The 21,223-nt window shown below is 68.1% G+C and carries 15 protein-coding genes and 1 tRNA gene; 7 read left to right on the top strand and 9 right to left on the bottom strand.

The genetic code is table 11. The features are described from left to right. Positions 1-64: 64 nt before the first annotated feature. The 3 genes from uvrA to B6S44_RS05650 all read right to left on the bottom strand — a co-directional run bounded on the left by uvrA (position 65) and on the right by B6S44_RS05650 (position 4,927). Positions 65-2,980 carry an excinuclease ABC subunit UvrA gene (uvrA, locus tag B6S44_RS05660; RefSeq protein ID WP_129155950.1) on the bottom strand — a complete coding sequence of 972 codons (2,916 nt, stop codon included), beginning with the start codon at positions 2,978-2,980 and terminating at the stop codon, positions 65-67. 190 nt (positions 2,981-3,170) lie between these two features. Then, positions 3,171-4,370: an MFS transporter gene (locus B6S44_RS05655; RefSeq protein WP_248309460.1), complete on the bottom strand. Its 1,200-nt coding sequence runs from the start codon at positions 4,368-4,370 to the stop codon at positions 3,171-3,173. Further along, complete coding sequence (locus B6S44_RS05650) at positions 4,346-4,927, bottom strand: GNAT family N-acetyltransferase (protein ID WP_248309474.1); 582 nt, start codon at positions 4,925-4,927, stop codon at positions 4,346-4,348. The genes B6S44_RS05655 and B6S44_RS05650 overlap by 25 nt, the downstream gene beginning before the upstream one ends. 323 nt (positions 4,928-5,250) lie before the next feature. Between B6S44_RS05650 and B6S44_RS05645 the strand changes: the two genes are divergently transcribed. From B6S44_RS05645 to B6S44_RS05625, 5 genes are all read left to right on the top strand, one after another. Continuing rightward, on the top strand, positions 5,251-6,135 hold the full coding sequence (locus tag B6S44_RS05645) for a LysR family transcriptional regulator (RefSeq protein WP_129155788.1): 885 nt from the start codon (positions 5,251-5,253) through the stop codon (positions 6,133-6,135). Positions 6,136-6,328: 193 nt separating this feature from the next. Then, the gene (locus B6S44_RS05640; RefSeq protein WP_206735083.1) at positions 6,329-7,324 is read left to right on the top strand and encodes an ABC transporter substrate-binding protein; all 996 of its coding nucleotides are present in this window, start codon (positions 6,329-6,331) and stop codon (positions 7,322-7,324) included. Next, positions 7,321-8,178 carry an ABC transporter permease gene (locus B6S44_RS05635; protein ID WP_164985732.1) on the top strand — a complete coding sequence of 286 codons (858 nt, stop codon included), beginning with the start codon at positions 7,321-7,323 and terminating at the stop codon, positions 8,176-8,178. The genes B6S44_RS05640 and B6S44_RS05635 overlap by 4 nt, the downstream gene beginning before the upstream one ends. An 87-nt stretch (positions 8,179-8,265) precedes the next feature. Then, a complete protein-coding gene (locus B6S44_RS05630) occupies positions 8,266-8,565 on the top strand; it encodes a putative quinol monooxygenase (protein ID WP_129155787.1) in 300 nt (99 codons plus the stop codon). Positions 8,566-8,726: 161 nt separating this feature from the next. Beyond that, positions 8,727-9,998 carry a 3-phosphoshikimate 1-carboxyvinyltransferase gene (locus tag B6S44_RS05625; protein ID WP_129155786.1) on the top strand — a complete coding sequence of 424 codons (1,272 nt, stop codon included), beginning with the start codon at positions 8,727-8,729 and terminating at the stop codon, positions 9,996-9,998. Between the two features lie 119 nt (positions 9,999-10,117). On the opposite strand, the gene ssb is transcribed toward B6S44_RS05625, so the two are convergent. The 5 genes from ssb to B6S44_RS05600 form a co-directional block, all read right to left on the bottom strand. Further along, on the bottom strand, positions 10,118-10,651 hold the full coding sequence (ssb, locus tag B6S44_RS05620; protein ID WP_129155785.1) for a single-stranded DNA-binding protein: 534 nt from the start codon (positions 10,649-10,651) through the stop codon (positions 10,118-10,120). Between the two features lie 225 nt (positions 10,652-10,876). Then, positions 10,877-11,650, bottom strand: a complete 774-nt coding sequence (locus tag B6S44_RS05615; protein WP_129155784.1) for an NAD kinase — start codon at positions 11,648-11,650, stop codon at positions 10,877-10,879. Positions 11,651-11,788: 138 nt separating this feature from the next. Then, entirely contained in the window at positions 11,789-12,775 is a 987-nt protein-coding gene (locus B6S44_RS05610; RefSeq protein WP_129155783.1) for an MBL fold metallo-hydrolase, read from the bottom strand. 242 nt (positions 12,776-13,017) lie between these two features. Continuing rightward, positions 13,018-13,443, bottom strand: coding sequence for a hypothetical protein (locus B6S44_RS05605; RefSeq protein ID WP_129155782.1), 426 nt, complete (start codon positions 13,441-13,443; stop codon positions 13,018-13,020). A gap of 71 nt (positions 13,444-13,514) precedes the next feature. Further along, a tRNA-Thr gene (locus B6S44_RS05600) sits at positions 13,515-13,589 on the bottom strand. Positions 13,590-13,936: 347 nt separating this feature from the next. On the opposite strand from B6S44_RS05600, the gene B6S44_RS05595 reads away from it, so the two are divergent. Both B6S44_RS05595 and B6S44_RS05590 read left to right on the top strand, forming a co-directional pair. Next, on the top strand, positions 13,937-19,180 hold the full coding sequence (locus tag B6S44_RS05595; RefSeq protein ID WP_129155781.1) for an autotransporter-associated beta strand repeat-containing protein: 5,244 nt from the start codon (positions 13,937-13,939) through the stop codon (positions 19,178-19,180). A gap of 92 nt (positions 19,181-19,272) precedes the next feature. Then, a complete protein-coding gene (locus tag B6S44_RS05590) occupies positions 19,273-19,977 on the top strand; it encodes a L,D-transpeptidase (protein ID WP_129155780.1) in 705 nt (234 codons plus the stop codon). 48 nt (positions 19,978-20,025) lie between these two features. Here B6S44_RS05590 and B6S44_RS05585 read toward each other — a convergent pair whose 3' ends face one another. Then, complete coding sequence (locus B6S44_RS05585; RefSeq protein ID WP_129155779.1) at positions 20,026-21,195, bottom strand: GGDEF domain-containing protein; 1,170 nt, start codon at positions 21,193-21,195, stop codon at positions 20,026-20,028. Positions 21,196-21,223: the final 28 nt, after the last annotated feature.

Genomic DNA, 21,223 nt, shown 5'->3' with positions numbered 1-21,223 from the left:
AAGAGACTACAACTCGGTAACACGTATTCTGAGATAAATTCAACCTCAAGTCGCGCTGCAGTACTCACTCCGCCGCCTCCCGCGCCCCCTTGCCCTTCAACGGTCGCCGCTCCAGCACCTCCTTGAGGAAGCGCGCGGTGTGGCCCTTGCCGATCCGGACGATGTCCTCCGGCGTGCCTTGCGCCACCACCATGCCGCCGCCGTCGCCGCCTTCGGGGCCGAGGTCGAGGACCCAGTCGGCGGTCTTGATCACTTCGAGATTGTGCTCGATCACCACCACGGAATTGCCCTGCTCGACCAGCTCATGCAGCACCTCCATCAGCTTGGCGACGTCGTGGAAATGCAGGCCGGTGGTCGGCTCGTCGAGGATGTAGAGGGTGCGGCCGGTGGCGCGCTTGGAGAGCTCCTTCGAGAGCTTGACGCGCTGCGCCTCGCCGCCCGAGAGCGTCGTCGCCTGCTGGCCGACCTTGACATAGTCGAGGCCGACGCGGGCGAGCGTCACCATCTTGTCGCGGATCGAGGGCACGGCCTTGAACAGGTCCTTCGCCTCCTCGACCGTCATGTCGAGCACGTCGGCGATCGAATGATCGCGGTATTTCACCTCGAGCGTCTCGCGGTCATAGCGCTTGCCCTTGCAGACGTCGCAGGTGACGTAGACGTCGGGCAGGAAGTGCATCTCGATCTTGATGACGCCGTCGCCCTGGCAGGCCTCGCAGCGGCCTCCTTTCACGTTGAAGCTGAACCTGCCGGCCTGGTAGCCGCGCGCCTTGGCCTCGGGCAGGCCGGCGAACCATTCGCGGATCGGCGTGAAGGCGCCGGTATAGGTCGCCGGGTTCGAGCGCGGCGTGCGGCCGATCGGCGACTGGTCGATGTCGATGACCTTGTCGAGATGCTCCATGCCCTCGATGCGGTCATGGCTCGCCGGATGCTCGATCGAGCCGTTGAGCTTGCGCGCGATCGCCTTGTAGAGCGTGTCGATGATCAGCGTCGACTTGCCGCCGCCCGACACGCCGGTGATGCAGGTGAACAGGCCGAGCGGGATGTCGACCGTGACGTCCTTGAGGTTGTTGCCGCGGGCGCCGACGATCTTGAGGGAGCGGCCCTTCTGCGGCTTGCGGCGCTTCAGCGGCACCGGCACGCTCATCTCGCCGGTGAGGTATTTGCCGGTGAGCGAGTTCGGGTCGGCCAGAATGTCCTGCGGCGTGCCCTTCGAGACGATCTCGCCGCCATGGATGCCGGCGCCGGGGCCGACATCGACGACATAGTCGGCGGTGAGGATCGCGTCCTCGTCATGCTCGACCACGATCACGGTGTTGCCGAGGTCGCGCAGGCGGCGCAGCGTGCCGAGCAGGCGCTCATTGTCGCGCTGGTGCAGGCCGATCGAGGGCTCGTCGAGCACATAGAGTACGCCGGTGAGGCCCGAGCCGATCTGCGAGGCGAGGCGGATGCGCTGGCTCTCGCCACCCGAGAGCGTGCGCGAGCCGCGGGCCAGCGTCAGGTATTCGAGCCCGACATCGAGCAGGAAGGTCAGCCGGTCGCGGATTTCCTTGAGGATGCGCGGGGCGATCTCGTTCTGCTTGTGCGACAGGCGCGAGGGCAGGGCGCTGACCCAGGCGAGCGCGTCCTTGACCGAGAGCTGCGAGATCTCGCCGATATGGCGCATGTCGATCTTGACCGCCAGCGCCTCGGGCTTGAGCCTGAAGCCGTTGCACGCGGCGCAGGGCGTCTCCGACATGAAGCGGCCGATCTCCTCGCGGGCCCAGTCGCTCTCGGTCTCCTTCCAGCGCCGCTCCATATTTGTGATCACGCCCTCGAAGGGCTTCTTCACCTCATAGGCACGCAGGCCGTCATTATAGGCCATGCGCACGGGCTCGGTGCCCGTGCCGAACAGGATGGCGTCGCGGGCGCTTTGCGGCAGCTCGCTCCAGGGCTTGGTCGTCGAGAAGCCGAAATGCTTGGCGAGCGCATCGAGCGTCTGGCCGTAATAGGGCGAAGTCGACTTGGCCCAGGGCGCGATCGCGCCCTTCTTCAGGCTGAGCCCATGATCCGGGACGATCATCTCCGGATCGATCCGCATTTCATGGCCGAGGCCGTCGCAGACCGGGCAGGCGCCGAACGGGTTGTTGAACGAGAACAGCCTGGGCTCGATCTCGGGAATGGTGAAGCCGGAGACGGGGCAGGCGAACTTGGAGGAGAAGGTGACGCGGCGGGCCTCGCCGTTCTCCTCCTTCTCGTCGGCATATTCGAAGACGGCGATGCCGTCGGCGAGGTCGAGCGCCTGCTCCAGCGAGTCGGCGAGGCGGGCGCCGAGATCGGGGCGGATGACGATGCGGTCGACCACCACGTCGATGTCGTGCTTGAACTTCTTGTCGAGCGCCGGCGCGTCCGGGATCTCGTAGAACTCGCCATTGACCTTGACGCGCTGGAAGCCGCGCTTCAGCCAGTCGGCCATCTCCTTGCGGAACTCGCCCTTACGGCCGCGCACCACCGGCGCGAGCAGGTAGCCGCGCGTCTTCTCCGGCAGCTCGACCAGCCGGTCGACCATCTGCTGGACGGTCTGGCTCTCGATCGGCAGGCCGGTCGCCGGCGAATAGGGGATGCCGGTCCGCGCCCAGAGCAGGCGCATATAGTCGTGGATCTCGGTGACGGTGCCGACCGTCGAGCGCGGGTTCTTCGAGGTCGTCTTCTGCTCGATCGAGATCGCCGGCGAGAGCCCGTCGATCTGGTCGACATCGGGCTTCTGCATCATCTCGAGGAACTGGCGGGCATAGGCCGAGAGCGACTCGACATAGCGGCGCTGGCCCTCCGCATAGATCGTATCGAAGGCGAGCGAGGACTTTCCGGAGCCGGAAAGCCCGGTGAACACCACGAGCTTGTCGCGCGGAATCGCGAGGTCGACATTCTTGAGATTGTGCTCGCGCGCGCCGCGCACGGAGATGACGCGCGCATTCGGGTCGGCCGCACGGTTGCGGTCGAACATGTCTTCCAGCGCGGCGGCCTGATCGGCGAGCGTGGTCTTGCGAGCCATTGCGGTGTCCGGTTCGGGATGAGCCGTAGAGATAGGGCAATCGCCGTGCCGTGCCAGTGCGGCCGGGCGGGAGGCCGGCATGAGTAGCACGCAGTCGCGGATGTTGCCGCATTGTTCTTACGGGGTGTGCTGACAGAGATTGTCAGGAGCGTGGCAGGTTGCGGAAACGTAGCCGCAGCAGGATCGCTGCGACCAGCATGGCGACGGCCAGGGCCCCGGACAGGATCAGCGCCGCCGAGGCGCCATAGCGCTCGATCAGCAGCGCATAGCCGAGCGGGGCTGCGGCCGAGAGGAAGAAGCCGGGCGCCAGCAGTCGCCCGACATAGGCGCCATAGCTCTTCGGATCGAACAGCATCAGCGGCAGCGTGCCGCGCGTGATCGTCAGCACGCCATTGCCCGCTCCGTAGGCAAAGGCGAAAGCGAGCGCCGCGATGGCGCTCGCGCCGCCCGCGAGACCGACGACGAAGCAGAGCGGCAGCACCAGGCAGGCGACGAGGTTGAGGTCGAACGGGCTGGTGCGGGACCCGAACAGCACCTCGCCGAGCCGCGCCAGCGACTGGCCGATGCCGCGCGTCGCGCCGATCCAGACCGCTGCGGCGGCGGGCAGGCCGAGGCCGGCAAGGATGCCGATCATATGGGCCGACATGCCGGCATTGAGGATGCCGGCGAAGGTGACGATCAGCGCGTAAAGGATGCCGGCGACGCGCGTATCCGCCGGGCTGAGTGTGGCGGTGGGTTTCGCTGTGGCCGCACTGGGCAAAGGCCGTGCCGAGCCGGCCGGCAGCGTCAGGTGCAAGGGCAGGGTGAGGAGCGCGAAGCCGGCATAAGCGATAAGCGCGCCGCGCCAGCCGAACTGCTCGGCGAGCGCATGGCCGAGCGGCCAGAACACCGTCGAGGCGAGGCCTCCGAGCAAGGTGATCTGGGCGATCGGCCGGCGCGCGGCGCTGCCACCGATATAGGCCAGCGCCGCGAAGGCGGCGTCGTAGAGGGTGAGCCGCATGGCAAGGCCGAGGCAGATCCAGGCGGCGTAATAGGCGGGGATCGTATGGGCGAAGGCGAGGCCGGCGATGCCGACAGCGGTGAGCAGCGAGCCGGCGCACATCACATTGCGGCCGCCATGGTGATCGATCAGCCGTCCGACCGCGCCCGAGGTCAGTCCCATCACCAGGAGGCCGGCCGAAAGCCCGCCATGGATGATCGCCTGCGACCAGCCGAGCTCGGCCGCGATCCGCTCGCCAAAGGCACCGACCAGATAGTAGGAGACGCCCCAGGAGATGAGCTGCGCCAGCCCGAGGCAGAAGACGGTGCTGCGGGAGATCACCTTGCCGATCCGGCTGTCCATGGCTGTGGCAGCGTCTCGTCGCCGGGCCCGAGACTGCGCTGCATCAGGACCGTGTCGACCCAGCGGCCGAACTTGAAGCCGGTCGAGCGCAAGGTGCCGACCGGCTCGAAGCCGAAGCGGCGGTGCAGGCCGATCGAGCCGGCATTGCCGCTGTCCCCGATATTGGCGAGCATCTGGCGCCAGGGCCCGGCTTCGCAGCGGGCGATCAGTGCGCCGAGTAAGGTGGAGCCGATCTTCCGGCCGCCGAGCCCGTCGGCGACATAGATCGAGTCCTCGATGGTGTGGCGATAGGCCGGGCGGGGGCGATAGGACGTCGCATAGCTGTAGCCGACGATCCGGCCGCCCTGCTCGGCGGCGAGATAGGGCAGGCCGAGCGCCAGCACTGCCTCTCGGCGCGCCAGCATCTCCCCGACGCTCGGCGGCGTCTCCTCGAAGCTGGCGAAGCCATGCAGGACGTGGTGGGTATAGATCGCCTGGATCGCATCCATGTCCGCTTCCTCGGCATCGCGAACCAGGATGGATGGCGCAGCATTGCCGGCAAGCTCTGAGGTGGTCATCGTCATCGTTCCGGCCCGGCTGGGCCGCCTTTCCGTCTTGTCGGGGAGCCCAGTCAGCGCTTCCCGTCGCGTCACGCCGATATCGGCGAGGCGGTGCTCGTCGATTTCGCGCAGGGCTCGCAATTGCTGATAGCGCGAATGCTGGGAGGCGCCGAGATAGTTTGCCGCCTCAAGCAGCAGCTGTCCTCCCGCAACCCAGATCCCGCTCATCACTCGTGTCCTGTCACGGCCGGGTTCTGCCCCAGCCGCCAGGGCAGCTTGCGCTTTGCCGTCTCATAAATGAAGCTTCTCAAAGTTATGCAGAGCATAAGAAATTCTTTGAGATGCGCGATCTTCGCCTCGACCAGCTCGACAGCTTCCGCCAGGTGATTGCACTCGGCAGCTTCTCGGCGGCCGCCGAGAGGCTCGGGCTGAGCCAGCCGGCCGTCAGCCTGCAGATCCGCGAACTCGAGCGCCGGCTCGGCACGGTGCTGATCGAGCGCGTCGGACGCCGGGCGCAGCCGACGGCGGCAGGCACCGAATTGCTCGACCATGCCGGCCGGATCGCGGCGGCGGTTGCGGCGGCGCAAGAGGCGATGGCGCGGCATGCGACCGGGGCGATGGGTCGTGTCCGGATCGGCACTGGCGCCACCGCCTGCATCTTCCTGCTGCCGCCGGTGCTGCGCGAACTGCGCCAGCGCCATCCGACGCTGGAAATCACCGTCAGTACCGGCAACACCTCCGACATCGTCAAGGCGATCGAGGACAATCAGATCGATATTGGCCTGGTCTCGCTGCCGGCCGCTGGCCGCAGCCTCGACGTCACGCCGCTGCTCGACGACGAGTTCGCCGTGATCGCGCCGCCGGACATGGAGCTGCCGGCGCGATTGACGCCGGAAGCGCTGGCGCGCCTGCCGGTGCTGCTGTTCGAGCCGGGTGGCATCACCCGGCGCATCGCCGATGAATGGTTCGCCCGGGCTGGCGTAACGCTCAAGCCGGTGATGTCGCTCGGCAGCGTCGAGGCGATCAAGCGGCTGGTCGGCGCCGGCCTCGGCTGCGCTATCCTGCCCGGCATGGCGGTGCATGGTGAGAATGACGGGCTGATCGTTCGGCCCCTGTCGCCGCGGGTGCATCGCACGCTCGGCCTCGTCCTGCGCAAGGACAAGCCATTGCATCGCGGCCTGCGCGAGACGCTGAAGGCCTTGCGGGCGCTGGGCACGCTTGGCTGAGCGCTTTGCCTCCTGACAGGCCCGGTCAGGCGCGCGGTCCATGTCATCCGCCGTTTGCGCAATGCCCATGACCTGAAACCGGCGCTAAGGTTTTCGCCTGTCCGGGCGGAACATTTCGCCCGCTTTCGCGCTTCGTGGACATGCCGGAAAGTCAGGTGTCCTGATCGGGCAAGGCAGCCAGCGGGGGATCGTCATGATGAAAGCCGTTCTGCGAGGGGCCGCGCTGCTGTTCGGCCTCGGTCTCACCGCTCCCGTTCTCGCCTGCGAGCTCGACCGGCCGCTGAAAATGGCCGGGCTCGACTATGATTCCGCCGCCTTTCACACCGCCGTCGCCAGCGCCATCGCCGAGAAGGGCTTTGGCTGCAAGGTCGAGCGCGTGCCCGGCGTGATCGCGCCGCTGGTCAACGGCCTTGGCCGCGGCGATGTCGACATCGTCATGGAGATCTGGCTGGCCAACCCGGTCGAGGCCTGGGTCAAGGAAGCCGCCGCCGGCAAGGTCGAGCCGCTCGGCACGACATTCCCGGATGCCAACGAAGGCTGGTTCGTGCCGCGCTATCTGGTCTCCGGCCCCGACGCCAAGGCTCCGGAGCTGAAATCCGTACAGGACCTCAAGCGCTACAAGGACCTGTTCGCCGACCCGGACGAGCCTGGCAAGGCGCGCTTCTATAATTGCGTCGCCGGTTGGGTCTGCGAGGGCATCAACAGCAAGAAGCTCATCGCCTATGGGCTGGCCGGGGATTTCAGCAACCTCCGCGGCGGCTCCGGCGAGGCGATCGTCGCCGCGGTCGAATCCGCCCTGAAGCGCAAGCGGCCAGTCGTGTTCTACTATTGGGGGCCGAGCTGGCTGCTCGGCGCCTATGACCTGGTCAAGCTCGACGAGCCGGCCTTCGATCAGGCGATCTGGAACGAGCTCAAGGCGAGCGATGCGCCGAAGCGCGCGAGCGCCTATCCGGTGAGCCGCGTTGTCATCGGCGCCAATATCGAGCTCGCCAAGAAGGCGCCGCAGCTCGCCGGCTTCTTCAAAAAATACACCACGACAAGCGAGCTGACCTCGAGAATGCTCGCGGAGGCGCGTGAGAAGGGCCAGTCGCCAGAACAGCAAGCGCTCGTCTTCCTCAAGACGAAAGCGGATGTCTGGAAGGCGTGGCTGCCGGCCGATATCGCCAGCAAGGTCGCGTCCGGCCTGTGAGTCCGGACTGGCTGCCGGATCTCGGCAAGGCGCTGCAAAGGCTGGTCAACCAGGCGGTCAATGCTGTCGTCACCGGCTATGGCAATGATCTCGACGGTTTCAGCAGGCTGCTGACGGCGCCGGTGCGCGGTGTCGAGACGGCTCTTCTGCACATCCCTGTGCCGGTTTTTGTGATGGCTGTCGCCGCAGGTGCCTGGCTCTCAAGGCGCGAGGTCGGCTTCGCGCTCGCGATGGCGGCCCTTCCACTTGTCCTCGCCGGACTCGGCGTCTGGACCGAAGCGATGCAGTCGCTCGCCCTCGTCACCGTCGCCGTGGCGCTGGTCGTCGTTCTCGGCCTGCCGCTCGGCATCGCCGCGGCGCGCCTGCCGCGGCTCGGGCGGGTGCTCGCGCCCGTCTACGACCTGATGCAGACCATTCCGAGCTTCGTCTACCTGATCCCGGTGGCGATGCTGCTCGGGCTGGGGCGAGCGCCGGCGCTGCTCGCGACCTTGATCTACGCTTTGCCGCCCTTCGCGCGGCTGACCGAACTCGGTTTGCGCAGCATCGATATCGGCATGATCCAGGCCGCCCAGGCGCTTGGCCTGCGTCCGCGCCAGACGCTCTGGCTCATCGAATTGCCGCTGGCGCGGCCGGTCATCCTGCAAGGCCTCAACCAGGCGATCATGCTGGCGCTCGCCATGGTCGTGGTCGCCTCGATGATCGGCGCCAAGGGGCTGGGGGAAGTCGTGCTGCTCGGCCTGCAGCGAGCCGATCCCGGGCTCGGCTTCATCGGTGGCCTTGCGATCGTCGCGCTCGCGATCCTGCTCGACCGCATGGCGCAGGCGATTCTCGGCGAGCGGCGGCCGCCGGCGTGAGCTGCTGACGAATTCGGTCAGGACGACCGGTTGCGCGCCGCTTGGCGCTTGGGCAGGGTGCCGGCCGAAACGGGAGAGGCCGCCGCCATGTACGGATTGATCGGGAAGATGCGGGCCAAGCCCGGCGAGCGCGACGCCTTGATCGGATACATCCTCGAGAGCAGCGGCACGATGCCGGGCTGCCTGAGCTATGTCGTCGCCCGCGATCCGGCCGACGCCGATGCGATCTGGGTGACCGAGGTCTGGGACAAGGAAGAGAGTCACAAGGCCTCGCTCGCTCTGCCGGCGGTGCAGGCGGCGATCGCCAAGGCCAGGCCGATCATCGCCGGCTTCGACAGCCATGTCGTCACGCAGCCGGTCGGCGGGTTCGGGCTGGCGAAGGTCTGAAGGGTTTTTCCGTCATTGCGAGGAGCAAAGCGACGAAGCAATCCAGGGGCCGCGGAGCTCTGTGCCCCCCTGGATTGCTTCGCTGCGCTCGCAATGACGGTATGCCTTTCGCTCCCGGGGCCTAGCGTCTAAGACCCTCGCGACCGAGCCGCGAGCCTGCCATGACCCAATCCGCCTTGAGCAAACTCACCATCCTGCCCACCACGGCGGCGCTGACCGGCCGGGTGATGCCGCCGGGCTCGAAGTCGATCACCAACCGGGCGCTGCTGGTCGCGGCACTGGCGAAAGGCACCAGCCGGCTCAGCGGCGCGCTGAAGAGCGACGACACCCGCTATATGGCGCAGGCGCTGCGCGACATGGGCGTCGAGATCGCCGAGCCCGACGAAACCAGCTTCATCGTCACCAGCGACGGGCGGCTGAAGGCCCCCACAGCACCGCTCTTCCTCGGCAATGCCGGCACAGCGACCCGCTTCCTGACGGCTGCTGCGGCGCTGGTCGACGGCACGGTCGTCGTCGACGGCGACGAGCACATGCGCAAGCGGCCGATCCTGCCGCTGGTCGCGGCGCTCACCCGGCTCGGCGTTGCGATCGAGGCGCTGAGCGGCTGTCCGCCGGTGACCATCCAGGGGCAGGGCGGTTTCGATGGCGGGCTGGTCGAGGTCGATGGCGGGCTCTCCAGCCAGTACGTCTCGGCACTGCTGATGGCCGGCGCCTGCGCCCGCAATCCGGTCGATGTCGTGCTGACGGGGCAAGAGATCGGGGCGCGCGGCTATGTCGACCTGACGTTGGCGACGATGCGCGCCTTTGGCGCTGAGGTCTCCGAGCCTGAGAGCGGCGGCTGGCGGATCGCGCCGACCGGCTATGTCGCGATCGACTACCTGATCGAGCCGGACGCCTCGGCTGCGACCTATCTCTGGGCGGCGGAGGTACTGACCGGCGGCGCGATCGATCTCGGCGTGCCGGCTTCCGCCTTCACCCAGCCTGACGCCAAGGCCCATGCGCTGATCGCCGCCTTCCCGAACCTGCCGGCCGTGATCGACGGCTCGCAGATGCAGGATGCGGTGCCGACGCTGGCCGTGCTCGCCGCCTTCAACCGCACGCCGGTGCGCTTCACCGGCATCGCCAACCTACGCGTCAAGGAATGCGACCGCGTCGCGGCGCTGGCTCAGGGCTTGTCTCGGATCAGGCCGGGGCTCGGGGTGGAGGAGGGCGACGATCTCCTCGTCGCCTCGGATCCGGCGCTGGCCGGCCAGACGCTGCCCGCCGAGATCGACACCTTCGCCGATCACCGCATCGCCATGAGCTTCGCACTGGCGGGGCTGAAGATCGGCGGCATCACCATCCTCGACCCCGGCTGCGTCGCGAAGACCTATCCGGATTACTGGCGCGCGCTCGGATCGCTCGGCGTGCGGTTCGAGGGCGAGCTGCCCTAGGGCCCGACAAAGCGAAACGCCGGAATCCATCATGGAGCACAAAGCCCAAGATGGATCCCGGCGCGCACCGCTCTCGCGGCCAGTCCGGAAATGACGCCCGGTCTCGCCGGGCAATCGTCCTAGAACGGGATGTCGTCGTCGAGATGGCTCGACGAGCGCGAACCGCCGCTGCTGCCGCCGCCGCTCGCCATCGCCGGCTGGCGCGAGCCGCCGCCGACCGGGCTCGACCGGCCGAAGGAGCCGCTACCGCCCGACGAGCCCTCGTCACCATAGCCGCCACCAGCCTCGTCACCGCCCTGGCCGCGGCTGTCGAGAATGGTGAGCTCGCCGCGGAAACGCTGCAGCACGATTTCGGTGGTGTACTTCTCGACGCCCTGCTGGTCCTGCCATTTGCGGGTCTGCAGCTGGCCTTCGATGTAAATCTTCGAGCCCTTCTTCAGATACTGCTCGGCGACCTTGGCGAGGTTCTCGTTGAAGATCACCACGGAGTGCCACTCGGTGCGCTCCTTGCGCTCGCCCGACTGCTTGTCGCGCCAGGTTTCCGAGGTGGCGATCCTGAGATTGACCACCGGCTCGCCGCTGCCGAGGCGCCGCACCTCGGGGTCGCGCCCGAGATTGCCGACCAGAATGACCTTGTTGACGCTACCAGCCATGACAGGCTCCGTTTCCTGCGCACTTCATCACAAACCCGGCCGATCGACCGGAGCCGGACCCTAGCCGGCCATGCAGGCACTATCAACGATGTTCTTGTTTTGTTCAAGGACTTTCCGGGATTTGTCCCCGACAAATATTCGAGCTGTCCGAGGGCCGGCAAACGGACCAGGACGACCGGCAAACGTCAGGGCCGTGAGCGAGGCGCGGCCGCCGACGCCGCGGCTTCAATAGCCGAACTGCTCGCGCAGGATGCGTTCGTCCAGGCTGTGGCCGGGGTCGTGCAGCATGACGAGGTCGAGCGATCGATCGATCGCGATCGAGACCGAGACGACATTGTCGATCTGGGTGTGGTCGGCGACGGCGCTGACCGGGCGCTTGTCGGCCTCCATCACCGCGATCGTCACCTTGGCATGGTCGGGCAGCAGCGCGCCGCGCCAGCGCCGCGGCCGGAAGGGCGAAAGCGGGGTGAGCGCCAGCAGCGGCGCGTCGAGCGGCAGGATCGGGCCGTTGGCGGAGAGGTTGTAGGCGGTCGAGCCGGCCGGGGTCGCGACCAGCACGCCGTCGGCGACGAGCTCGGACAGGCGCACCTGCCCGTCGACCGAGAGCCGCAGCTTCGCCGCCTGGTAGGACCGGCGGAACAGCGAGACCTCGTTGATCGCGCGCGCCTCGACGCGCTTGCCGTTGCAGTCGACCGCCGTCATCGCCAGCGGGTGGACGACGCTGCGGTGCGCCGCCTCGAGCCGCTGGCGCAGGCCGCGCTCGCGGAACTCGTTCATCAGGAAGCCGACCGAGCCGCGGTTGATGCCGTAGATCGGCTTGGCGGTGCCCATGAAACGATGCAGCGTCTGCAGCATCAGCCCGTCGCCGCCGAGCGCGACGACCACCTCGGCCTCGGCCGGATCGGCGTCGCCATAGCGCTCGACCAGCTTGAGCCGCGCGGCCTGGGCCTCGGCGGTGTCGCTGGCGACGAAGGAGATGGCGGCGAAGCGCTCGGTCATCGCTGGTATCCGGTCGGCGGTATCTCCGGCCGGTCTAGCATGGCCTTGGATAGGATCGCGAGCCGCCTTGCGAACATGCCGAAAAAAGAAAGGCCGAGGCGCATGCCCCGGCCTTTCTCCAGCGGAGGCGCGAGGGTCTCAGATCGCGCTGCTCCACTGCAACGGCACGAGCTCGAAGCCGTTGCCGGCCTTGGCGATATGGCCGGTGGCGGGGAAGGGAGCGTGGTAGAAGGCGACCTGCATCTTGTCGGCCACGGCCATGTCGAGCAGCTTGCGGCGGGTGGCGGCCGCCTGCGGCCCATCCATGTCGAATACCGCCGACCAGTCGGGATTACGCACGAACAGGGCCGGGTGGTTGGTCGTGTCCGACATCACCATCAGCCTGCCGCTGCCGGAGGAGACGGCATAGACGGTGTGGCCGGGCGTATGGCCGGGAGCGGCGATCGCGGTCACGCCGGGCAGGATCTCCTTGCCGGCCTCGTATTGCTTCACATCCTTGGCGACGGGCCCGAAGACGCGGCGCACACCGTTGAAGGCTCCCTTCATCGCCTCGGGCGCCGCGTTCATCCTGGCGTCGTCCATCCAGAACGCCCATTCGGCCGCCGGTACCATGACCTCGGCATTCGGGAACACGGCGCTGCCGTTCTTGAGCCGGAAGCCGTTGATGTGGTCGCCGTGGAAATGGCTGAAGACCACGGTCGAGACGTTCTTCGGGTCGAGCCCGGCGGCCTGGAAGTTCTTCATCCAGGCGCCCGAGGTCGGCGCGCCGGAATCGCCGTTGCCAGTGTCGATCAGGGTGAGTTTGTCGCCGATCTGCAGCGCCAGCGTGGTGAAGCTGATCGAGAGCGCGTCGGCCGGCAGATAGGCCTGCTCCATCGCCTTCTTGACGTCGGCGAGCTCAGCATTGCGGACGAAGCCTTCGAGCGGACGCTTGGCGAAGCCGTCGTTCAGGGCGGTGACGGTGATGTCGCCGACCTTGTAGCGGTAGAATCCCGGATTCTGGTTCACGGAAGCTCCTTGCGCGTGGGCCGGCGCGATGCCGGCGGGCAGATCGAGCGCGGCTGCGGTGGCGAGCACGCCGGCCCCCGCCATCACGGTGCGGCGCGAGGGTTCGAAACGGGCCATGATCAGGCTCCAACAACGAGAAGGGCACGACCTCCCCCGGCTGGCGCCCCGCCAACCGGCATCATGCCCTGGGCATCGGCTCGCCCGAGCGTCAAACTAGCTGGGCAAGCAACGACATCAACCGCCAGTCGGTTGCGCAGGGTCAACTTTCCGTGAGCTGCCGCCGCCGCGACGGCCTTGGCCGGGGCAGGGTGAATCAATTTCTTCGGCGAATCGGCTTCACCTTTGAAAGGGAAACCCTTTTACGGCTCGGCCGGAGCCTGAGGCTGATCGGAGCGGCTCCTGGCGAAGGCCTTGAGCAGGGCAGCACAGAGCGCGAGCGAGGCGAGTGCGCCCTGGCCCGAGCAGCCGGCGACCAGCGCCTCGAAAGTCTGTTCTTCGGTTGCGACCGATTGCAGGCTCCAATTCCAGTCCGGCGCCTTCTGCCGGATGACGCCGACCGCGACGTCGATCTCGGCACTGATCTTGCCGATCGCCTTCCACAGCGAGCCCTGCTGGTAGATGCCGCCGGGCGGGGTGCGCGGGGCGAGCAAGGTGGTCGGCTTGCGGCGCACGGTGAAGCCGAGGGCCTCGTAGATGTCGGCGTCGAGATTGCGGTCGGGGCGGCCGGTGCGCTCGCAGCGTTGCGCGAGAGCGAGCAGATGGTCGCGCTGGTCGGCAGAGGTCATCGCTCGGCGGGCTCCGATCGTCTCCGTCATTGCGGCAGCTTGGCTTGCAAGCGACAGGCCGCAAAGTCGAGTGGTGCCGGCGGAGAGGATCGAACTCCCGACCTTCGGTTTACAAAACCGCTGCACTACCGCTGTGCTACGCCGGCCCTGAGCGCTGCGGTATCAGGCCGGTGCGACGAGGGCAAGATCGGTCGGCGGGCTGGCCGGCGGCGTCACGGTCGCCGGCGCCTCTGTGACGACGATGTTCGCCGCGGCTTTTCAGGCGTGGGCATCTCGTCCGACTCGCCGGCTTGTGTCGCAGGCAGCTGCAAATCTGCCACACCGTATCGATTTGGCGAGGTGTGAACGGCTGTTCATTGCCTCCTGCCCGCGCCCGCCTAAGCCTGCCGCTACGGTTGGGTTGGGCACTCTTATGATATCCGTCATCACTCCTGCGAACAGCGGGACATCTCGCACGCGACTCGCCTCGCGCCTGCTCGCAGGCACAGCACTTGTGCTGCTGTTGTTCGCCGGCCAGGCGCTCGCCAATGGCGGGCGCGGCGGTGACCGAAGCAGCGCGCAACCCGGCTCCGGTGGCGCGGGCGGCGTCGACAACCCGACGGGTGCCGGTGGTGCGGGCGTCAGGGGCCAAACAGTCCCAGGAGGCAACGCGGGCGGTGGCGGCGGTGGCGCCGGCGCTGTCACCGGCGGAGCTGGCGGGCTCGCCGGCGATGGCAACCCCAGCGAAGGCCGAGGCGGCGATGGCGGTGTGCATGGTAGCGTCGGCGCGCCCCTGCCGACCGGCCCCAGCACCGGCAGCGACGGCGGCAATGGCACTTCCGGCAATCATTATTCCGGCGGCGGCGGCGGCGCCGGTGGCTATGGCGCCGTGGTCACAGGCGCGGGCACCACGGGGACGATTGCCGGCACGAACACTGGCGGCAATGGCGGCCATGGCGGTGGTAGCTTTTATGGTTTCGGCGGCTCTGGCGGCTCCGGCGGCATAGGCCTGCTCTTGACCGATGGCAGCGCGGCACAGACCCTGACCATCGACGGCACGGTCCAGGGCGGAACTGGTGGCCATGGCGGCTCGTATGTGTCGGACGGCACTGGCGCCGCCGGCGCCGCCGGCGTCGGCGGCGCCGGCCTGGTCTTCACCAATGGCGGCGCGACGACGACGCTGACCGTCAACGGCACGATCCGCGGGGGCGATGGCGGGCGCGGCGGCTCGAATTTGCCGACGTCTTTTGGTCGTACCCCTAATCCAGGCGAAGAGGCGAACGGCGCTGGCGCTGCCGGCGGCGAGGCCATCATCGGCGCCGACCTGATCATCACCAATAACGGCACGATCGAGGGCGGCCTCTCGGGCGACGGCGTAACGCGCGCCGCAGCGATCCATTTCACCGCCGGCAGCAACAGGCTGACCATCGGCAGCGTCACTGCCAGCATCAATGGCGGCATCGTCATCGACACCGGCACCCTGACCTTCGACCAGACGATCGACGCCACGATCAGCAGCGTGATCAGCGGCGGGGGCAGCGTGATCAAGGAGGGCTCGGGCACGCTGACCTTGACCGGCAGCAACACCTACACCGGTGGCACGACTTTCACCGCGGGCAAGCTCGCGGTTTCGTCGGACGCCAATCTCGGCGCGGCATCGGGCGGGCTCACCTTCGATGGCGGCACCCTGCAGGTGACGGCCAGCTTCTCGACGGCGCGAACCGTCATCCTCCTTGGCGCAGGCACGGTCGAGGTCGTTTCCGGCCAGAGCTTCACCATGAGCGGCGACGCCTCCGGCGTCGGTAGCCTGACCAAGACCGGCACCGGCATGCTGACGCTGACCGGCACCAATACATACACCGGCGGGACGACGATTTCCGCTGGAACGCTGCAGATCGGCGATGGCGGTACGGTCGGCTCGATCGCCGGCAATATCGTCAACGATGCGCAACTGATCTTCAACCGCAGCGACGCGGTCAGTTTCGGCGGGCAGATATCCGGCAGCGGCAGCGTCATCAAGCTCGGCGCCGGCACGCTGGAGCTCACCGGGGCGAGCAGCTACACCGACGGGACGACGCTCAATGCCGGGACTCTCTCGATCTCGGCCGACAACAATCTCGGCGCGAGCTCGAGCGGGCTGACCTTCGACGGCGGCACGCTGCTCGTCACCGGCAGCTTCGTCTCGACCCGGACGATGGCATTGACTGTCGGCGGCACGATCGAGGTCGCTTCCGGCCAGAGCTTCACGCAGGGCGGCGTGATCGCCGGTTCCGGCAGCCTGACCAAATCGGGGGCCGGCGAGCTCGTGCTCACCAACAACAACACCTATACAGGCGGAACGACCGTCACGGGCGGCAGGCTCTCGGTCTCGTCCGACGGCAATCTCGGCGCTGCTTCGGGCGGCTTGACGCTGGATGGCGGCACGCTGGTCGCCAGCGGCTTCGCTACGGCGCGCGCGGTGACCCTGGGCAGTTCTGGTGGTACGATCGAGGTGGCGAGCAATCAGGCCTTCAGCGGCACGATCTCGGGTGCTGGCGGGTTGACCAAGACCGGCGCCGGCATGCTCATGCTCTCGGGCACCAGCAGCTATTCCGGCGCGACCCTGGTGTCGGACGGCACGCTCTACATCAATGGCGCCGGCGCGCTGTCGGCCGCGTCCGATTACACAATCGCCGCCGGTGCGCTGCTCAATGTCAATGATGGCGTCGGCACGGTTACGGCCGGCTCGATCGCAGGTGCTGGCCAGGTCCGGATCGAGCAGGGCTCGACGCTCGAGACCGGCGCGACCAACGCCTCGACCATTTTCAGCGGGGTGATTTCCGACGGCGGCAGCTTGCGGAAGGTCGGCACCGGCACGCTGACGCTGACCGGGAACAACACCTATAGCGGCGGGACGACGGTGTCCGGCGGCAAGCTCTCGGTCTCGTCGGACGTCAATCTCGGCGACGCCTCGGGCAGGCTGACACTGGATGGCGGCACGCTGCTGGTGGCCGGCAACTTCGCCTCCTCGCGCACGGTGACGCTGGGCAGCGCCGGCGGCGGGATCGAGGTCGCGAGCGGACAGCTCTTCATGCATAGCGGCACGATCTCGGGCGCCGGTGGCCTGACCAAGAGCGGCACTGGCCAGCTCACCCTGTCAGGCACGAGCACCTATTCGGGCGCGACCACGGTGTCGGCCGGGACGCTCTACATCAATGGCGCCGGCGCGCTGTCGGCGGCGTCCGACTACACCGTCGCGGCGGGCGCGTTGCTCAATGTCAACGACACGCTCGGCACGGTGACAGCCGGCTCGATCGCCGGTGCCGGCCAGCTCCGGATCGAGAGCGGCTCGACGCTGGAGACCGGCGCGACCAACGCCTCAACCACCTTCAGCGGCATGATCTACGACGCCGGCAGCATCAGGAAGGTCGGCAGCGGCACGCTGACGCTGACGCAGGAGAACACCTATTCCGGCGGCACGACGATCGCCGACGGGGCGATCAGCATCGACCGGGAGGTCAATCTCGGCGCCTTCGCCGGCGCGCTGACCCTGGACGGCGGCATGCTGCAGGTGACCGGCACGACGCTGCACGAGCTGACGCGCGCGGTCGTCTTCGGCGCGGCGGGCGGCGGCTTCGACATCGCGGACGCGGCCAACAGCTTCACGGTGAACCAGTCGCTCGCGGGCACCGGCTCGTTCTCCAAGGCCGGCGCCGGCACGCTCCTGCTCAAGGGCACGCAGAGCTATTTCGGCACGACGACGGTTTCAGGCGGAACGCTGCGGGCCGGGCGGGCGGGCGCGTTCTCGGCGAACTCGGCCTTCACGGTAGCCTCAGGTGCGCGGCTCGATCTCGCCGGCTTCAACCAGACGATCGCCTCGCTCGCCGGCGCCGGCACGGTCACGCTGGGCAGCGCTTCGCTGATCACCGGCGCGAACAACAGCTCGACCACCTTCTCGGGGGCGATCACCGGCACGGGCGGCGTCACCAAGACCGGCACCGGCACGCTGACGCTATCGGGCACCAACACCTATACCGGTGCAACGACGGTTTCGGCCGGCAAGCTGGTGGTGAACGGCTCGCTCGCCAGCAGCGTGGCGCTCAACGGCGGTTCGCTCGGCGGTTCGGGCACGATCGGCGGGGTCAGCGTCAGCAGCGGCTCGACGGTCGCGCCCGGCAACTCGATCGGGACGCTGAATGTCACCGGCAATGTCGCCTTCGCGGCGGGCTCGACCTATCAGGTCGAGGTCAACGCCGCCGGCCAGAGCGACAGGATCGTCGCCTCCGGGATTGCGACGCTGTCCGGCGGCACGGTCCAGGTCCTGGCCGAAGCCGGCAACTATGCGGCGGCGACCAATTACACCATCCTGACCGCTTCGGGCGGGGTCAGTGGCCGCTTCAGCAACGTCAGCTCGAACCTCGCCTTCCTGACGCCCTCGCTCGGCTATGATGCCAACAACGTCACGCTGACCATGACGCGCAACGACACCAGCTTCGGCCCGGGTGATGGCGGCGGCACGCCCCCCGGCGGCGACACGAACACCGGTGGCGGCGGCACGTCCGATGGTGGGAGCTCGGGCGGTGGCGGAACCTCCGGTGGCGGCAGCTCCGGCGGCGGCGCGGCGCGCCCCTACATCGCTTCGACGCGCAACCAGGGCTTTATCGCCAACGCGGCCGAGCGTCTCGGCGTCGGCAACGCGGTCTACGACACGCTGCTCTCGGGCACTGCGGCCGAGGCCCGCGCCGGCTTCGACCTGCTCTCGGGCGAGGCCCATGCCCAGGCCGTTTCCGTCATGATCGACGAGAGCCGGCTGGTGCGCGACACCATCCTGGGCCGCCTGCGCGGGCCGCTGCTGACGGCGCCCGGTGGACAGGTCGCGGCCTCGTACAGCGCCGACTTGCCCGGCCGCAAGGGCGCGGTGCTGATGGCAGCGCCGGTCCCGCAGCCACGCTACGCGCTCTGGGGCGAGGCCTTTGGCGGCGCCGGCAACAGCGATGCCGATGGCAATGCCGCGAGCCTGTCGCGCCGCAGCGGCGGCGCGCTGCTCGGCGCCGATGTACTGCTCCACGACACTCCCGGCTCGTCGCTCAGGGTCGGTGTCGCCGGCGGCTACAGCCAGTCGCGCTTCGACCTCGATGCCCGCTTCTCCACCGGCAAGCTCGAGAGCGGCCATGCCGCGCTCTATGCCGGGGCCCGCTTCGGCAACCTGCGTCTCGATGCCGGTGCGGCTTACAGCTGGTCCGAGAGCGACATCCGCCGCCAGGTCCAGATCCGCGGCTTCGGTGACAGCTTGCGCCTGCAGCGCCCGGGCGCGGTGGCGCAGGCCTTCGCCGAGCTCGGCTATGGCTTCGCCTTCAGCGGCTTTGCGCTCGAACCCTTCGCCCAGCTGGCGCTGATCCGCGTCAGCACCGAATCCGGAATCGAGCAGGGTGGCGCCGCGGCGCTGCGGGTCTTGTCCTCGGATCAGACGCTCGGCTTCAGCACGCTCGGCCTGCGCGCCGAAGCGCAGCTCGGAAGCGCCCCGCTCTTCGCCCGCGCCATGCTCGGCTGGCGCCACGGCTTCGGCGAGCTCACGCCGCAGGCGAGCACCGCCTTCGCGGTCGGCACCACCCCGGCCCGCGTGTTCGCGGCCCAGATCGACCGCGAGGCGCTCATCGCCGAAGCCGGCCTCGACTGGCGCATCTCGTCTGCCACTGCGCTCGGCCTGACCTACTCCGCCGCCATCGGCGAACGCTCCAGGGACCACGCCCTCAAGGGCAGGGTCGAAATGCGCTTCTGAGGGGGAGGGCGAGCCTACCGGACATGGCGGCGTTCACCGGCCCGTAACCATCTAAGTCGATGCTTTTCAAAAGCCTTGCCTGAGATGTGCCCATGCTGAACCGTCGTTCTTTTACCATGTCCTCCCTCTCGCTCATCGCTCCCGGCCTCGCCGGCTGCGGCGGCGGAAGCATCGTCGCGTTGCCGGACATCGCCGCCCCGAGCGGGCGCAGCCTGACGCGCACGCTGGCGCGCCCGAATTATGCGCAGGTCTACATCGAATATCCGGGCGAGCGCTTTCCGGTGCCGGCGATCGACTATGCCAGCATCGAGCCGCGCTATCTGCGCCAGACGGTCGAGTTCCGCCGAGCCGAGCCGCCAGGCTCGATCGTCGTCGATCCCGGTTCCTATCACCTCTATTTCGTCGAATCGCAGGGAGTCGCAACGCGTTACGGCGTCGGCGTCGGCCGCGAGGGCTTCGGCTGGACTGGGGTGGCGAAGATCAACATGAAGCGCGACTGGCCCGACTGGGTGCCGCCGCAGGAGATGATCGAGCGCGATCCGCAGATCAGGGCCCAGCTCGAGCCGACGCCGCGCGGCCCTGGCGTCCGCGGTGGGCCGAAGAGCCCGCTCGGCGCCCGCACCCTCTATCTCTTCGGCGAAGGGCGCGATCTCGGCTACCGTATCCACGGCACCACCGAGCCCTATACCGTCGGCACCAATGTCTCCTCGGGCTGCATCCGGATGATCAACCAGGACATCACCCACCTCTATGCCCGCGTCGCGTTGGGCACGCCGGTCACTGTCCTGCCTGTGTGACGCTCGCCGCCGCCAGGTCCCTAAAGACAGCAGGGGCGACAAGTCCTGCTAGGCCGCCTCGGCGATCGCGTCAGGCTTGGCGATCTCGATGCGGTTGCGCCCCAGCGTCTTGGCTCGGTAGAGGGCGCGATCGGCGGCGGCCAGTAGTTCGGTCAATTCGACCCCGCCCGCATCGGCCACGGCCAGGCCGACGCTGACGGTGGCTGCAATGGCGAGGCCGTCGCTGCGCGCCGCGGCTTCCGCAAAGCGTCGGGCGATGTCCTCCCCGACATCCCGGGCTTCGTCTGCGCCCATGCCCGGCAGCAGCATTGCGAACTCCTCGCCGCCCAGCCGCGCGCTCATGGCGGCTGGACCCGCGGCCTCGCGGGCGATGCTCGCGAAGAGCTTCAGGACGCTGTCTCCCGCGTCGTGCCCATAGGTGTCGTTGATGGCCTTGAAGTGATCGAGATCGAAGGCGAGCAGCGCGTGCGAGATCTCCTCGCCCTTGCGATCCAGACGCTCGGAGCCGAGCTCGAAGAAGCCCTGGCGATTGAGAAGGCCGGTCAGAAAGTCGGTGCGCACGTTGGCGAGGAGCTGCAGCCGGTCCTCCTCGCGCACCAGCGCAAGCAGGCACATCGGCATCGCAACCGTGAACAGCACGGCCTCGTACATCGTGATCTTGGCGACGACGGGCGGCACGCCATCGCCATAAAATGAGGTGATGACCGGCACAACGAAGGCCCGCGCCGCGTAGAAGAGGCTGTGGCAGGCGAAGACGGCAACTGCGATCGGGCGGGAACGCAGGCCGCTTGCGGTTCGGCTGCGAAGAACGGTGAGGGCGGTCAGGGCCGAGATGATCGCAATCGGCAGCGCGCTCGCATAATTCCAGAAGACGCTGCCCATGTCCGTGCCTGCGACGAACCAGGCTGCGCCGATGACGGTCAGCAGGCCGGCGACGAGAGCGGGGCGCAGCGCCTTGCCGTCCAGTGCCAAAGTTCCCTGCAGGACCAGCGTGTAGCCGAACACCATGACGACATTGGTGAGGGCCGGGCCGGCGACGCCCGGAAGTAGGCTCCGGTTCATGGCGAGGACGCAGCCCAGGGCGAATACCCCGTAGGCTGTGGCCCAGATGCCGAGCTCGCGAGACCGCTGTGCCTGCGCTGCCCGCTCCCAAAGCGTCATGGCGGCCGCGACGAGCAGCGTTCCGAGCGTCAGGTACCAGAGGGTTGCAAGGTCCATCGTATCGTCGTCAGCGATGCCTGCGTCC

Source organism: Allobosea sp. Tri-44 (assembly GCF_004123845.1).
Classification (GTDB): Bacteria; Pseudomonadota; Alphaproteobacteria; order Rhizobiales; family Beijerinckiaceae; genus Allobosea.
This window is presented reverse-complemented; position numbering and strand designations above follow the sequence as displayed.

Excerpts from the sequence above, each read along its gene's own strand:
- B6S44_RS05605 (WP_129155782.1), bottom strand. The coding sequence starts at position 13,443 with ATGACCTCTGCCGACCAGCGCGACCATCTGCTCGCTCTCGCGCAACGC.
- B6S44_RS05625 (WP_129155786.1), top strand. The coding sequence starts at position 8,727 with ATGACCCAATCCGCCTTGAGCAAACTCACCATCCTGCCCACCACGGCG.
- ssb (WP_129155785.1), bottom strand. The coding sequence starts at position 10,651 with ATGGCTGGTAGCGTCAACAAGGTCATTCTGGTCGGCAATCTCGGGCGC.
- B6S44_RS05640 (WP_206735083.1), top strand. The coding sequence starts at position 6,329 with ATGATGAAAGCCGTTCTGCGAGGGGCCGCGCTGCTGTTCGGCCTCGGT.
- B6S44_RS05630 (WP_129155787.1), top strand. The coding sequence starts at position 8,266 with ATGTACGGATTGATCGGGAAGATGCGGGCCAAGCCCGGCGAGCGCGAC.
- B6S44_RS05645 (WP_129155788.1), top strand. The coding sequence starts at position 5,251 with ATGCGCGATCTTCGCCTCGACCAGCTCGACAGCTTCCGCCAGGTGATT.
- B6S44_RS05610 (WP_129155783.1), bottom strand. The coding sequence starts at position 12,775 with ATGGCCCGTTTCGAACCCTCGCGCCGCACCGTGATGGCGGGGGCCGGC.
- B6S44_RS05650 (WP_248309474.1), bottom strand. The coding sequence starts at position 4,927 with ATGACCACCTCAGAGCTTGCCGGCAATGCTGCGCCATCCATCCTGGTT.
- B6S44_RS05590 (WP_129155780.1), top strand. The coding sequence starts at position 19,273 with ATGCTGAACCGTCGTTCTTTTACCATGTCCTCCCTCTCGCTCATCGCT.
- B6S44_RS05615 (WP_129155784.1), bottom strand. The coding sequence starts at position 11,650 with ATGACCGAGCGCTTCGCCGCCATCTCCTTCGTCGCCAGCGACACCGCC.
- B6S44_RS05655 (WP_248309460.1), bottom strand. The coding sequence starts at position 4,370 with ATGGACAGCCGGATCGGCAAGGTGATCTCCCGCAGCACCGTCTTCTGC.
- B6S44_RS05585 (WP_129155779.1), bottom strand. The coding sequence starts at position 21,195 with ATGGACCTTGCAACCCTCTGGTACCTGACGCTCGGAACGCTGCTCGTC.
- uvrA (WP_129155950.1), bottom strand. The coding sequence starts at position 2,980 with ATGTTCGACCGCAACCGTGCGGCCGACCCGAATGCGCGCGTCATCTCC.